The organism is Sphingopyxis sp., assembly GCF_035944815.1.
Taxonomy (GTDB): domain Bacteria; phylum Pseudomonadota; class Alphaproteobacteria; order Sphingomonadales; family Sphingomonadaceae; genus Sphingopyxis.
Genome location: NZ_DASZAU010000012.1, coordinates 98,663 through 113,304, shown reverse-complemented (window position 1 = coordinate 113,304; position 14,642 = coordinate 98,663). Strand labels below are relative to the sequence as shown.

At 66.7% G+C, this 14,642-nt stretch carries 12 protein-coding genes; 8 read left to right on the top strand and 4 right to left on the bottom strand.

The annotated features are described in order from the left end of the window. Window positions 1-46 precede the first annotated feature (46 nt). The gene (locus VGU00_RS17215) at window positions 47-1,651 is read left to right on the top strand and encodes a long-chain fatty acid--CoA ligase (protein WP_327470723.1); all 1,605 of its coding nucleotides are present in this window, start codon (window positions 47-49) and stop codon (window positions 1,649-1,651) included. On the opposite strand, the gene VGU00_RS17210 is transcribed toward VGU00_RS17215, so the two are convergent. From VGU00_RS17210 to VGU00_RS17195, 4 genes are all read right to left on the bottom strand, one after another. After that, a complete protein-coding gene (locus VGU00_RS17210; protein WP_414713567.1) occupies window positions 1,648-2,736 on the bottom strand; it encodes a PA0069 family radical SAM protein in 1,089 nt (362 codons plus the stop codon). The genes VGU00_RS17215 and VGU00_RS17210 overlap by 4 nt on opposite strands. Window positions 2,737-2,882: 146 nt before the next feature. Further along, the gene (moaB, locus tag VGU00_RS17205; RefSeq protein WP_327470721.1) at window positions 2,883-3,407 is read right to left on the bottom strand and encodes a molybdenum cofactor biosynthesis protein B; all 525 of its coding nucleotides are present in this window, start codon (window positions 3,405-3,407) and stop codon (window positions 2,883-2,885) included. Beyond that, complete coding sequence (locus tag VGU00_RS17200) at window positions 3,397-5,151, bottom strand: lytic transglycosylase domain-containing protein (protein ID WP_327470719.1); 1,755 nt, start codon at window positions 5,149-5,151, stop codon at window positions 3,397-3,399. Before VGU00_RS17200 ends, moaB begins: the two co-directional genes overlap by 11 nt. Before the next feature lie 12 nt (window positions 5,152-5,163). Next, window positions 5,164-5,949 carry a uracil-DNA glycosylase family protein gene (locus VGU00_RS17195; protein WP_327470717.1) on the bottom strand — a complete coding sequence of 262 codons (786 nt, stop codon included), beginning with the start codon at window positions 5,947-5,949 and terminating at the stop codon, window positions 5,164-5,166. 118 nt (window positions 5,950-6,067) lie between these two features. Between VGU00_RS17195 and VGU00_RS17190 the strand changes: the two genes are divergently transcribed. From VGU00_RS17190 to VGU00_RS17160, 7 genes are all read left to right on the top strand, one after another. Next, window positions 6,068-7,723, top strand: coding sequence for an electron transfer flavoprotein-ubiquinone oxidoreductase (locus VGU00_RS17190; protein WP_327470715.1), 1,656 nt, complete (start codon window positions 6,068-6,070; stop codon window positions 7,721-7,723). Between the two features lie 10 nt (window positions 7,724-7,733). Further along, window positions 7,734-9,377 (top strand): tetratricopeptide repeat protein, encoded by a 1,644-nt coding sequence (locus VGU00_RS17185; protein WP_327470713.1) that lies wholly within the window; start codon window positions 7,734-7,736, stop codon window positions 9,375-9,377. Continuing rightward, a complete protein-coding gene (locus VGU00_RS17180) occupies window positions 9,374-10,222 on the top strand; it encodes a 4-(cytidine 5'-diphospho)-2-C-methyl-D-erythritol kinase (RefSeq protein WP_327470711.1) in 849 nt (282 codons plus the stop codon). The genes VGU00_RS17185 and VGU00_RS17180 overlap by 4 nt, the downstream gene beginning before the upstream one ends. Then, entirely contained in the window at window positions 10,219-10,947 is a 729-nt protein-coding gene (locus VGU00_RS17175; RefSeq protein WP_327470709.1) for an N-formylglutamate amidohydrolase, read from the top strand. Before VGU00_RS17180 ends, VGU00_RS17175 begins: the two co-directional genes overlap by 4 nt. A gap of 62 nt (window positions 10,948-11,009) precedes the next feature. Beyond that, window positions 11,010-12,872 (top strand): dihydroxy-acid dehydratase, encoded by a 1,863-nt coding sequence (gene ilvD, locus VGU00_RS17170; RefSeq protein WP_327470707.1) that lies wholly within the window; start codon window positions 11,010-11,012, stop codon window positions 12,870-12,872. Continuing rightward, window positions 12,869-13,258 carry a hypothetical protein gene (locus VGU00_RS17165; protein WP_327470706.1) on the top strand — a complete coding sequence of 130 codons (390 nt, stop codon included), beginning with the start codon at window positions 12,869-12,871 and terminating at the stop codon, window positions 13,256-13,258. Before ilvD ends, VGU00_RS17165 begins: the two co-directional genes overlap by 4 nt. 31 nt (window positions 13,259-13,289) lie before the next feature. Then, on the top strand, window positions 13,290-14,642 hold the full coding sequence (locus tag VGU00_RS17160) for an NAD(P)H-hydrate dehydratase (protein ID WP_327470704.1): 1,353 nt from the start codon (window positions 13,290-13,292) through the stop codon (window positions 14,640-14,642).

Sequence of the window (14,642 nt, the reverse complement as noted above, 5' to 3'; positions counted from 1 at the left end):
CCGACCTTATTCCTGTGGTGCAACGATAATATGAGGATGCCGCACCATGGGAATGCAGGGCCAGCCGCTGCTCGTCACGAGCCTGATCGACCACGCCGCGCGCGAGCATGCGACGCGCGAAATCGTCTCGCGCTGGGCCGATGGCAGCATGACGCGAACGACGTGGGGCGATGTCGGCACGGATGCGCGCCGCTTTGCCGCCGCGATGACCAAATTGGGCATGAACAAGGGCGACCGGATCGCGACGCTGGCGATGAACCATGCGCATCATCTGGTCAGCTGGTACGGCAGTGCGGGACTGGGCGGGGTGCTGCACACGGTGAATCCGCGGCTGTTCGATGAGCAGCTGATCTACATCATCAACCATGCCGAGGATCGTGTCCTGTTCTTCGACGCGATGTTCCTGCCGATTGTCGAGCGGCTGCGCGGCCAATTGCCGACGGTCGAGCATTTCATCCTGTTCGATGCGCCGGCGCGCGAAGGCTACCTGTCGTATCGCGACCTGATCGAGGCCGAGGACGGCGGTTTTGAATGGGTGGAGCTCGACGAGCGCGATCCGGTGGGGCTTTGCTATACCAGCGGGACGACCGGCAATCCGAAGGGCGTGCTCTACGAGCATCGCTCGAACGTCGTCCACGCGATCACCGAAATCCAGCCCGACGTGTTCGACATGTCGAACCGCAGCGTCATCCTGCCGATCGTGCCGATGTTCCATGCGAACAGCTGGGGCATTCCGTTCGCCGCGGCGACGGTGGGCGCGAAGCTGGTCTTTTCGGCGACCAACGACGCGCAGGTGTTGTGCGACCTGATGCACGCCGAGGGCGTGACGCACAGCGCGGGCGTGCCGACCGTTTGGCTCGCGATGTTTGGCCATATGGACGCGACCGGCATCGATTATGGCAAATTGCAGCGCGTCATCATCGGCGGGTCGGCGGCGCCGCGCGCGATGATCGAACGCTTCATGAAGGCGGGCGTCGAAGTCGCGCACGCATGGGGCATGACCGAAACGTCGCCGATCGGCACGATGGGCAAGCGTCCGTGGAACTGGGACGCGATGAGCTTCGACGAGCAGGTCGATGTCGTGTGCCGGCAGGGCTGTCCGCCGTTCGGGGTCGAACTTCGTATCGTCGACGACGAGGACAATGAGCTGCCGCGCGACGGGGTGACGAGCGGGCGGCTGCAATGCCGCGGACCGTGGATCATTCAGCGCTATTTCAGGGCTGACAAGGATGCGACCGACGGCGACGGCTGGTTCGACACCGGCGACGTGTCGGTGATCCACCCCGACGGGGTCATGCAGATCACCGACCGCGCGAAGGATGTCATCAAGTCTGGCGGCGAATGGATCAGCTCGATCGAACTGGAAAATGCCGCGGTCGGTGCGCCGGGCGTGCAGGAAGCGGCCGCCGTCGGCGTCTATCACCCCAAATGGGACGAGCGGCCGATCCTGCTGATTGTCAAGAAGGCGGGCGCCGAGACGAGTGAAGCGGCGATCGCCGATTATCTGAAGGACAAGGTCGCCAAATGGTGGCTGCCCGACGAGATCGTCTTTGTCGACGAACTGCCGCACACCGCGACAGGCAAGATTTTGAAGCGGCAGATCCGCGACGATTACAAGGATTACAAGCTGCGGTCGCTGACGGCCGCCTAGAATAGCTCCATCTGCCCGTCGCGCTCGGGTGGGCGGAACAGGTCGCTGCGAAGCGGCGGGAAGCTTTTGTCCATGCCATGTTCGCGCGCCGACCGTTTGACGCGCGTGCGGATGAGCTGCGCCCAGACGCCATGACCCTTCATGCGCGTGAAGAAATCGGGGTCGTTGTCGCGGCCGCCGCGGATATCCTGCACCATGTGCATCACCTTGTCGGCGCGGTCGGGATAATGCGCGGCGAGCCAGGCGCGAAAGAGTGGCGCGACCTCATAGGGCAGGCGCATCAGGATGTACGACGCGCGGATCGCGCCGGCTTCGGCCGCGGCGGCCATGATCGCCTCGATCTCATGATCGGTGATCGCGGGGATGATCGGCGAGATATTGACCTGTGTCGGAACGCCCGCGTCGATCAGCCGGCGGATCGCGGCGAGGCGGCGGCGCGGGTGCGGGGCGCGCGGTTCGAGCGTGCGCGCGACGTGCGGGTCGAGCGTCGTTACCGACACCGCAACGCCGACCAGATTGTCGCGCGCCATATCGGCGAGCAGCTCGATATCGCGCAGCAGCCGGTCGGACTTGGTCGTGATGATGAGCGGATGGCGCGTTTCGGCGAGCACTTCGACGATCGAGCGGGTGATGCCCCATTCGCGCTCGACCGGCTGATAACCGTCGGTGTTGGTCCCGATCGCGAGCGGGGCGGCGACATAGCCGCGCTTCGCGAGCTCGGCGCGGAGCAGTTTCGCCGCATCGGGTTTGGCGAAGAGGCGGCTTTCGAAATCGAGGCCGGGCGACAGGTCGTGGAAGGCGTGCGTCGGGCGCGCGAAGCAATAGATGCAGCCATGCTCGCAGCCGCGATAGGGATTGATCGAGCGGTCGAAGCTGATGTCGGGGGACTTGTTGCGCGAAATGATCGTTTTGGGATGCTCGACGGTCACCGTCGTGCGCAGCTTCGGCGCGTCGCCGTCGATATCCTCCGCCGCGTCGAGCCAGTCGCCGTCGGCGACGCGTTCGGCCGATCCGGTGCGGGTGGGGCGGAGATTGGTCGGTGCGCCGCGGCCTGCGATCGGGGGGAGGGGCTTGGACGATTCCACCAAGGGACGATATCGCGGCGATGGGAACAAATAAAGAACAAATGAGGACGAAGACGTCTTTCATCGTTATCGGACCCGATCCGGTATCCATCCCACAGCGAAGCAATGGACCCCGGACCAAGTCCGGGATGACGAGACAGCCGGGCCTATTCGGTCAACCGCGGCATCAGTTCGACGAAGTTGCAGGGCTTGTGCCGGCTGTCGAGCTGCGTCGAGAGAATGCCTTCCCATGCGTCAGTGACGGCGCCGGTCGAACCGGGAAGCGCGAAGATATAGGTGCCGCGCGCGACGACCGCGCAGGCGCGCGACTGGATCGTCGAGGTGCCGATCGTCTGGTAGCTGAGCCAGCGGAACAACTCGCCGAAACCGGGGATGTCCTTGCCGTCGAGGCGGTGCAGCGCCTCGGGCGTCACGTCGCGGCCGGTGAGGCCGGTGCCGCCGGTGGTGATCACCACATCGACCTCGGGGTCGTCGATCCAGTTGTGGAGCCGCGAGACGATCAGGTCGGTCTCGTCCTTGATGATCGCGCGCGCGGCGAGGATATGGCCGGCGCCGGTCAGCAATTCCTCGAGCTTGTCGCCCGAACGGTCCTCGGCCGCGCTGCGGCTGTCCGATATCGTTAAAAGCGCGATGCGGACCGGCCTGAAGGTCAGGCTCTCGTCAATCGGCATTGGCGAGGTTGCCGGCATAGGTCAGGCGGGTGCGATCCTTGCCGTCGGGGAAGCGCGGCCATTTGCCCTGCGCCAGCGCGGCGCGGCTGACCGAGGGCTTGCCCTGCTGGGCTTCGTACATCCAGTAATTGCGCAGCACGATGCCGACATAGCCGCGCGTTTCCCAATAGGGGATCGATTCCATGTAAAGCAGCGGATCGCCATTATCGCGGATTTCGGTCTGCCAGCGCGCGATCGGCGCGGGGCCGGCGTTATAGGCGGCGATCACCTTGGGCAGCAGGCCGCCGGTCGAGGGATCCTTGCTGAGATATTGCAGATAGCTTTGCCCCATATCCATGTTCACGGCGGGGATGCGCAGATCGCCGGTGCCGCTGTCGCCGCGCCAGCGCGCGATGTCGCGCGCGGTGCCGGGGCGGACCTGCATCAGTCCGAAGGCGCCGGCGGGGCTGACCACGGTGCGCTGGAAGCGCGATTCTTGCAACGTATGGGCAAAGACGAGCGCCGGATCGACCTTCCACCCGCCATTGGGTTCCCATTTGGGTTGCGGGTAGCGCGTCTGCGCGGCGGGCTTGCGGCCCTGCGGCGTGTTGTGCGCCAGATAGAGCTGCGTTTCGGGAAGGCTGAGCGCGCCCGCGATCGCGAGCAATTGTTCGTGCTGGCGGGCGTCGCCGATCAGTGCCTGATGACGCAGCACGGTGCCGGCATATTGATCCTCGCCGATTTCGGACAGGCCCATCGCGATGCGGACGTTGGGCAGGTCTTCGAGGGCGCGCCAGGCGCTGCGGTCGGCGCGGACGCTCTCGCGCTGGGCATTGGTTTCGACGCCGAGCGTTTCGGCGGCGAGCAGGCCGTAGAAGGTTTCCTCGTTGGCGGCGGCGGCGCGCAGGCGCGGCTGCACCGATGCGGGCTCGCCGGCGGCGATCGCGGCGCGCGCGGCCCAATAATAAGCGGCGGCGCGCTGCTCGCTGTCGGGCGCTTCCTTTGCGACGCGGTCGAAGGCGACGAGTGCCGTGCGGTAGTCGCGCAGACGCCACGAGGCGAGCCCCTGCACCCACGCGCCCTGCGTCGCCCATGCGCCGCCGCCGCCGGCCGTGCAGGCGAGCGACAGGCGAAGCGCATTCTGGTCGTCATTCTCGATATAATAGGACCAGGCGACCTTTTGCATCCATTCGGCGCGCGCTTCGGGACCGAGCCCGGTCGCGGCGTTGAGCAGCGCTTCGGCGCCGGCGGGGTCGTCATTCTTGATCCGGTCGGGAATCGTGCGCGCGAGCGAGGCGGCGACGGGATCGCCGCTGACTGCGTCGGCGCCGAGGCGGCGCGGCGCGCTGCCGGCCCAGGACAGGCGCGTCTGATAGGGGAGCGCCGGCAGATCGGTGGCGCCGCGCCGGGTCGCCAGCCGGCCGAGCTGTTCGGCCTGCGGCAGATAAGGCGAGCGCGCGAGGATCGGCATGATGTCGGCGACTTCGGCGCGTGGGCTGTTCGCCGCGGTGAGCAGCTCGGCGCGGAGGAAATCGCTGAGGGGGCCGTTATCGGTGCCGTCGAGGAGCGATCTCGCTTCGGCCCAACGCTGGCCGCGGATCGCGGTGAGCACTTGCGTATAAAGCTGTTTCTGCTTTGACGAGAGGATGTCGGGTACCGTTTGTGGCGCCGATATCAGGCCGCGATCGCCGGCGTCGGCCGCCAGAACGGGTGAGGCGCTCGCCGCGATCGCGAGAAAGGCGCAGGAGAGGAGAGTCTTGGTCATCTTTTCCATCTGTCAACGTCCCCGGTTGAACAGTTTCAGGCTATCCCAGGCCGCCGCTTTTTGCGCGGGCCGGGCCAGCAGCATCGCGGGATGCGCCACAGCCACTGCGTCCACCTTGCCGCCATCTTGGTTAATATCGAGTAACTTTCCGCGCACATCGGGCAACGTGCTTGCGGCCGCCATGCGGACGATGTCGCCGCCGATCAGCAAGAGCCGTCCGGGGCGGGCCAGCCGCAGATGATGCCACAGCAACCGGTCGAGTTCGGCGGCGTCGTTGCCATCGCAGCGGCCGCCGGCAGGGCGCGTCACCGCGAGGCTGGCGACGTAGCAATCGCCGCGCGCCATGCCGATCGCGCGCAGCATCGCATCGAGCAACCGTCCGGCCGCGCCGGAAAAGAGCGTGCCGTCCTGCTGGTCGTCTATTTCGGGCCATGCGGTGAGGAGCATCAGCGGCGCGCCGGCCTCTCCGGCAGGGAGGATGCGGCGCGCGTCCCACTGGCTGCCCGGAACATCGTCGCCGTTCGCCAGCCAGGCCTGAAATTCGTTCCAGTCGTCGGGAAAGACGACAGGCCCCTTGGTTTCGGCCGCCTCGGGGATGTCCTGTCGTTGAAGCGCGGCCGGAAGGGGCGGCAGTTCAGGTTCTTCGTGGACGATGCGCTTCGGCTTTGCCGCAGCGTCATTCGCAGGCGGCGCAACGAGCCAGCCCGCCGACTGTTCGCCGACAAGCGCATCGACGCCCGCCAGCGACCACCAGTCGCATATGCTTTCCGCCAGCAAGGCTGAATTTTGCCCACCCATGATTTTGTTTCAAACAGGCAGTTGACGGACGCGTCAATTGGCGGGCATCGCAAATCGTGACAGAATGAGCGCAGGACACGATGAATGTCCGCGCAGGGACGGCAGAAAGGTATTTGCGGTGAGCGAACGGGAATCGATGCCCTATGACGTGGTCATCGTCGGCGCAGGGCCGGCGGGGCTTTCGGCGGCGATCCGCCTCAAACAATTGGCGAATGATGCCGGCAGCGAATTGTCGGTGTGCATCCTCGAAAAGGGATCCGAAGTCGGCGCGCATATCCTGTCGGGGGCGGTGATCGATCCCAAGGGGCTCGACGAACTGCTTCCCGAGTGGCGCGAGATGGGCTGCCCGCTCGCCGAGGTGCCGGTCAACGACAACCAGCATTGGGTGCTGACCAAGACCAAGAAGATCGGCGTGCCGCACATCATCACGCCGCCCTTCATGCACAACAAGGGCACCTATACGGGCAGCCTCGGCAATCTGTGCCGCTGGCTGGCGGAGCAGGCCGAAGGGCTGGGCGTCGAAATCTTCCCCGGCTTCCCCGCCGCCGAGATCCTCTACAACGAGGATGGCTCGGTGAAGGGCGTCGCGACCGGCGACATGGGCGTCGCGCGCGACGGCAGCCACAAGGCCGACTATGCCCCCGGCCTCGAGCTTCATGCGAAATATACCTTCTTTGCCGAAGGCGTGCGCGGCCATCTGACCAAGATGATCAAGCCGCAATTCGCGCTCGACAGCGATTGCGAGCCGCAAGTCTATGGTCTCGGCATCAAGGAACTCTGGGACATCGACCCCGCGAACCATGCGCCGGGCCGCGTCATCCACACGCAGGGCTGGCCGCTCGACCAGAACGCCAATGGCGGCGGCTTCCTCTATCATCAGGCGAACGGGCAGGTCGCGCTCGGTTTCGTGACCTGGCTCAACTATCGCAATCCGCACATCTCCCCGTTCCAAGAGATGCAGAAGTGGAAGACGCACCCCGAGATCGCGAAGATATTGAAGGGCGGCAAGCGCGTCTCCTATGGCGCGCGCGCGATCAGCGATGGCGGTTACCAGTCGGTGCCGAAGCTCGCGTTCCCCGGCGGCGCATTGATCGGCGACAGCGCCGGTTTCCTGAACGTTCCGCGCATCAAGGGCACGCACACGTCGATGAAGTCGGGCATGATGGCGGCCGAGGCGGCCTTTGCCGCGGTCACCGCGGGTCGGACGAGCGACACGCTCGACGCCTATCAGGCTGCCTATGACGACAGTTGGGTGAAAAAGGAACTGAGCGTCGTCCGCAACGTGCTGCCGCTCGTCGAGAAATATGGCGACCTTGCGGGCACGATCCTGTCGGGCATGACGATGTGGCTCGAAACGCTGAAGATCAAGGTTCCGTTCACGATGAAGCATCATCCGGACAATGAGAGCCTGTACCGCGCGGACATCATGCCGAAACCGGACTATCCGAAGCCCGACGGGGTGCTGACATTCGACCGCCTGTCGTCGGTGTTCGTTTCGAACACCAACCATGAGGAAGACCAGCCGGTCCACCTGCAACTGAAGGATCCGTCGATCCCGGTCGAATATAACCTGCCGCTCTATAACGAACCGGCGCAGCGTTATTGCCCGGCGGGGGTCTATGAGATCGTCGGCGAGGCCGAAGGCGATCCGAAATTCGTGATCAACGCGCAGAATTGCGTCCATTGCAAGACGTGCGACATCAAGGACCCGACCCAGAATATCAACTGGGTCACCCCCGAAGGCGGCGGAGGCCCCAATTACCCGAATATGTAAGCCCGCCCGTTTGCTGCTGGCCGCTGTCGCCTTTGCGGCAGCGGTCCCGGCACAGGCCGTCGACGACAGCGGCGCGGCGCTGAACGCGTTGGTCCGCGCGCGGCTGGCGGAAGAGGGCGGTGAGCCCGCCGCGGCGCTGTCGGCGCTGACGACGGCGTCGAGCCTCGCACCGGGCTTGCCCGGCCTGCGCGGGCGGATGCTCGAACAGGCGATTCAGGCCGGCGACCTCAACGCCGCGCGTGCCGCCGCGTTGCAGCTCTGGAGCGCCGGCGAGCGCCGTTTCGATGCCCAGCTGGTGCTGATGGTCGATGCGATGCGGCGGTCGGACTGGAAAGCCGCACGCGACCTGATGTCGGGGCGCGACGACAAGGCCGGCGCCGATACGATCGCGCGGCTGATCCAGCCGACGGTCAATGCGTGGATCGACGTCGGCACGCGCGAAAAGCTGCCCGAGCGTCATTTGCTGGCGGCGGCGGGGCGCACGCGGCCCGACCCCTCGCTCATGCTTCAGGTCGCGCTCGTCCAGATTGCCGCGCAGCGCGCCGACGACGCGGAGGCGCTGGCCGACAGGACCACGCTGACCGACCGGACGAGCCAGCTGATCGCGCTGCGTCTCGCAGCGACACTCGACAAGGCGGGCAAACGCGGCGCCGCCGAACGGCTGCGCGGGCGGATCGCGCTCGCTTCGGGGCAGCGCGAGGACCCGATGCTGCTCCTCCCCGACCAGCCGGTGTCGACGCCGCGCGCGGGCACGGCGCAATGGCTGGGGCTGCTCGCCGACGGGCTTGCGCGGACGCCGGGCGGCAGCCCGCGCGTGCCTTTGCTGTTCGCGCGCGCGGCCTATTGGCTGAATGATACGGATTGGGCGGTGCGCGCGACGCTGGTGGAGGCGCTCGACCGTAACGAACAGCGCGACGAAGCGATGGCGCTGCTGAGTGCTTCGCGCTCGCCGCTGCCGCCGGTGCTCGCGATGCGGCGCGCCGAGCTGACCGCCGACGCCGGCGACGTGGCGGGGGCGGCGAAGCTGGCCGAAGCTGCCGCGGCCGGAACCGGCGCGCGCAGCCTGCTTGTGCGCCTCGCCGACGTCGCGCGCCGCTCGGACGATCCTAAAGCCGCCGCGCGGGCCTATGAACGGCTCGAGGCGTCGCTGGGAGAAAGCGAGGGCGACCAGTCGTTACGCGGAACATTGTTGATCGCGCGCGCCGAATTGCTGTTGCAGGCCGGCGACTGGGATGCCGCCGAACCGCTGATGGAAAAGGCGGTAAAGCTTCGCCCCGACGATGCGAACGTCCTGAACTTCGCCGGCTATTCGGCGCTTGAGCGGCGCAAGGACGTGCCGCAGTCGCTCGCACGGATCGAGGCGGCATGGGCACGCGAGCCGCAAAATGCGAGCATCACCGACTCGCTCGGCTGGGCCTATTTCCTGACCGGGCGTACCGACGATGCGGTCGAATTGCTCGAAAAGGCGCAGCGCGGCGAACCCGACAATGCGGTGATCGTCGAACATCTGGGCGATGCTTACTGGCAGGCGGGGCGCAAATTCCAGGCGCGGTATAGCTGGCGCGCGGCGGCGTTGCTCGCCGAGGCCGAGATGGCGACGCGGCTGGAGGCCAAATTGCGCGACGGGCTGACCCCCGCGAACACCGCGCCATGAGCGCGTTTCGCGAGATGGGCTGGGCCAAGATCAACCTGGCGCTGCACGTCCGCGGGCGGCGCGCCGACGGCTACCATGAGATCGAGACGCTCTTCGCCTTTGTCGATGGCGGCGACGCGATTACGGCCGAGTTTGCCGATGTGGACAGCCTCACGATCGATGGCGAATTCGCCGAAGGGTTGAGTGCGGGCGCCGACAATCTGGTGATGCAGGTGCTGGCGCTGCTGCGGTCGCGCTATGGCGCCGGCCGCGTGCCGCCGCTGGCGGTGACGCTGGCCAAGCATTTGCCGGTGGCGGCGGGCATCGGCGGCGGGTCGGCGGACGCCGCGGCGATGGCGCGGCTGGTCCGTGCGCAATTCCTGCCCGAACTGGGCGATGCGACGCTGGCGCGCGTCGTGAGCCCGCTCGGCGCCGATATCGCCGCCTGCGTGGCGAGCGAGACCTGTCTTGGCGTCGGCGTCGGCGCCGAATTGAGCGCGGTACCCGAATTGCGGCTCGGCGGAACGCCGGTGCTGCTCGTCAATCCGCGGCTGCCCGTGGCGACGGGTCCGGTGTTCGCGGCGTGGGACGGGATCGATCGCGGAGCGCTGTTCACGGGGGCCGAACTGCGCGCAGGGTTGTTCGGCGCGCGCAACGATTTGCAGCGTCCCGCCATCGCACAATGCCCGGCGATCGCCGATATCCTGCTCGAACTCGGGGCGCTTCGCCCCTGGCTGGCGCGTATGTCGGGATCGGGGGCGACCTGTTTTGCGCTGTTCGATGCGGCGGCCGAGCGCGACGCGGCGGCGGCCTTACTCGCCGAGCGGCATCCGGGATGGTGGACGATGGCAGGAGCGTTGCGGTGAGCGAAGCGTGGCGGCAGATCGGCTCGGCGCGGGCGGACGGCATCCTGCTGATCGCCGATCATGCGTCGGCCTTTGTGCCGGACGACATCGATCTGGGGATCGATCCGGCGCTGCTGTCGAACCACATCGCGATCGATATCGGCGTTGCCGAAGTCGCGGCGCGGCTGGTCGAAGCGGGCGCGGTCGATGCGGCGATCCTCGGCGGCGTGTCGCGGCTGGTCGTCGACTGCAATCGCGACGAGGATGCGCCCGGCGTGCTGCCGATCGCGAGCGATGGGCATGCGGTGCCGGGCAATGCGCTTGACGATGCGGGGCGCGAGGCGCGGTTGGCGCGGTTTTTCCGGCCCTATCACGATCATATCGCGGCGACGATCGCGGCGCATCGACCCGCGATGATCCTGTCGCTGCACAGTTTCACGCCGTCGCTCGCGGCGCATCCCGATCAGGCGCGGCCGTGGCATGTCGGGGTGCTGTATAACGAGGACGACCGGCTGGCAGGCGCGGCGATCGCGGCGCTGGAGGCGGAGGATATGGTCGTCGGCGACCAGCAGCCTTATTCGGGCAAGCTGCTCAACGCGACGATGAACCGCCATGCCGAGGCGAACGGCATTCCCTATGTCGGGATCGAGATGCGGCAGGATCTGGTCGGCGATGCGGCGGGGCAGGCGTTATTCGCCGGGCGGCTTTCTCGCATGTGCAGTAAAGTTGCATTGAATCTGGTTTGATAGGCGTGTAGAGGCGCGTTTCTTCGCTGAATTTTGAAATATTATTATCAGGATTGCCTAAAATGCCTTCATATCGTTCGCGCACCACCACCCATGGCCGCAATATGGCCGGCGCGCGCGGCCTCTGGCGCGCGACCGGAATGAAGGACAGCGATTTCGGCAAGCCGATCATCGCGGTGGTCAACAGCTTTACCCAATTCGTGCCGGGGCACGTCCACCTCAAAGACCTCGGCCAGATGGTCGCGCGCGAGATCGAGGCGCATGGCGGTGTCGCCAAGGAATTCAACACGATCGCGGTCGATGATGGCATCGCGATGGGGCATGACGGCATGCTCTATTCGCTGCCCAGCCGCGACCTGATCGCCGACAGCGTCGAATATATGGTCAACGCGCACTGCGCCGACGCGATGGTGTGCATTTCGAATTGCGACAAGATCACCCCGGGCATGCTGATGGCGGCGCTGCGCATCAATATTCCGGTCGTGTTCGTGTCGGGCGGGCCGATGGAGGCGGGCAAGGTCGTGCTGAAGGGCAAGACCGTCGCGCTCGATCTGGTGGATGCGATGGTCGCCGCCGCCGACGAGAAATATAGCGATGAGGAAGTCACCGCGATCGAGCAGGCAGCGTGCCCGACCTGCGGCTCGTGCTCGGGTATGTTCACCGCGAATTCGATGAACTGCCTGACCGAGGCGCTGGGGTTGTCGCTGCCGGGCAACGGATCGACGCTGGCGACGCATGCCGACCGCAAGGCGCTGTTCCTGACCGCGGGGCGGCTGGTCGTCGACATGTGCCGCCGCCATTATGAAGAGGATGACGACAGCGTCCTGCCGCGCAACATCGCGACGTTCGAGGCGTTCGAAAATGCGATGAGCCTCGACATCGCGATGGGCGGGTCGACCAACACGGTGCTGCACCTGCTCGCCGCGGCGTTCGAGGCGGGGGTCGATTTCACGATGGAGGATATCGACCGGCTGTCGCGGCGTGTGCCGTGCCTGTCGAAGGTCGCGCCGGCGAAGAGCGACGTGCATATGGAGGATGTCCACCGCGCGGGCGGGATCATGGCGATCCTTGGCCAGCTCGAGCGCGCGGGGCTGATCCACGCGCATCTGCCGACGGTGCACAGTGCGACGCTGGGCGATGCGCTCAACAAATGGGATATATCGCGCACCAACGACCCCGAGGTGCAGAAATTCTTCATGGCAGCGCCCGGCGGCGTGCCGACGCAGACCGCGTTCAGCCAGGACCGGCGCTGGGACGACCTCGACCTCGACCGTGAAACCGGCGTGATCCGCTCGGCTGAGCATGCGTTCAGCAAGGATGGCGGGCTTGCCGTATTGTCGGGCAATATCGCGCTTGACGGCTGTATCGTGAAGACCGCCGGCGTCGACGAGAATATCCTGAAATTTTCGGGCCCGGCCAAGGTTTATGAAAGCCAGGACGCGGCGGTGGCGGGCATCCTGACCGGGCAGGTCGAGGCGGGCGACGTTGTGGTCATCCGTTACGAGGGACCGAAGGGCGGGCCGGGAATGCAGGAAATGCTTTATCCGACGAGTTACCTCAAGTCGAAGGGGCTGGGCGCCGCCTGTGCGCTGGTCACCGACGGTCGTTTTTCGGGCGGCACATCGGGCCTGTCAATCGGCCATGCGTCGCCTGAAGCGGCCGAAGGCGGCACGATCGGGCTGGTCGAGAATGGCGACATAATCGAAATCGATATCCCGAAGCGGACGATCAATCTGATGGTCGCCGACAGCGTGCTCGCCGAGCGGCGCGCGGCGATGGAAGCTAAGGGCGATGCGGCATGGCAACCCGCTAAGCCGCGCCCGCGCAAGGTTTCGGTAGCACTTCAGGCCTATGCCGCGATGACGACGAGTGCCGCGAGAGGCGCAGTGCGCGACCTGTCGCAACTGAAGGTGGGCAAGACATGATTTCGAAACGGGGGGCGGTCCTGTCGCTGTTGCTGCTGACGGCGTGCAACCGCGCGCCCGACAATGGCGAGCTGGCCGAGGCCGAAGCGCGCGGTTCGCGCGAGGCGGCGGAAAACGGCCGTATCGAATGCGCGCTCGAAGGCGCAAAGCTGTTCGACCGCACCTGCACGGTTGAGGAAATGAGCGGCGAGGGCGGGACGATCCTTGTCGTGGGACGCGCCAATGTCGGTTATCGCCGCCTCCAGATCACCACCGACGGACGCGGCGTGGTATCGGCCGATGGCGCCGAACCGGCGAAGGTCAGTATCGTCGGCGACAATGTGATCGAAGTCGCGATCGGCAACGACCGGTACCGCCTGACCGCCAATACGAGCGGCGCGAAGTAGGCGCATTCGCGCGTTCGTGATAGGGCGGGGCATGTCCGTTCCCGCCGACGCCCCGATCCTGACCACCAAGGCGATGCGCGAGGCCGAGGCCGCGTGCGCGGTGCAGGGCACGTCGCTGTCTGAACTCATGGACCATGCCGGGGCGGCGATCGCCGACATGGCCTGGCGCATGGCGGCGGACGCGCCGATCCTGATCCTGTGCGGACCCGGAAACAATGGTGGCGACGGCTATGTCGCGGCACGTTTGCTGGCGGCGCGCGGTGCCACGGTGCGCGTGGCGGCGCTTGGCGAACCGGCAACCGGGCTGGCGAAGGCGGCGCGCGCGTTGTGGACCGGGCCGGTCGAGCCGCTCGACGGCAGGACCGCGCCGGCGCCGCTGATCGTCGACGCGCTATTCGGCGTCGGCTTGTCGCGGCCGCTCGCCGACGACCTCGCGATCATTCTGGGGCATTTTGCCGACCGGCGTATCCTCGCGGTCGACGTTCCGAGCGGGGTCGATGCCGACGCCATCGCCGGCTGGATGCCGCCGCTCGCGGCCGATGTGACGCTGGCGCTGGGGGCGCTCAAACCCGCGCATGTGCTGCTGCCCGCCGCGCAGGCGTGCGGGCGCGTACTGCTCGCGCCCATCGGGATCGCGGCGAACCGGCGGATGCGGACGATCGCCGCGGCGGAGAGCCTGCCGCCCGACGCCGCGGCGCATAAGTTCACGCGCGGCATGGTGTTGGTGTTCGCGGGACCGATGCGCGGGGCCGCGGGATTGACCGCCGCGGCGGCGCTGCGCGCGGGCGCCGGCTATGTCGTGCTCGACGGCAGCGAACAGGCGCCTTTTTCGGCGATTATCACCGAAAGCGACGAGAAATTCGGCGAGCGGCTGGACGATCCGCGCATCGGTGCGGTGGTCATCGGGCCAGGGTTTCCGGCGGGCGACGAGCTGATTTTCGATGTCGAGGCGGCGCTCGATTCGGGCAAGCCTTTGGTGCTCGACGCCGCGGCGATCGATGCCGCGTTGCCGCGCCTGTCGGAAATGCGGTGCAAAGCGATCCTGACCCCGCACGAGGGCGAGTTCGTGCGCGCCTTTCCGCAGCTTTACGGCAGCAAGATCGACCGTGCGAAGGCGGCGGCGGTGCGGACGCAGGCGGTCGTGATCTACAAGGGCGCCGATACGATTATCGCGGCGCCCGACGGCCGTGTCGCTGCGGCCTGGCCGGGAAACCCCTGGCTTGCAACGGCGGGGACGGGCGACGTGCTGGCTGGGGCTTGCGGCGCGATGCTGGCGCGCGGCGGCGATGTCTTCGACGCGGCGGTCGCAGCGGTGGGGTGGCATATCGCGCAGGCCGCGCGTATAGGCCCCGGCCTTGTAGCCGACGATCTGGTTAGGGACTGA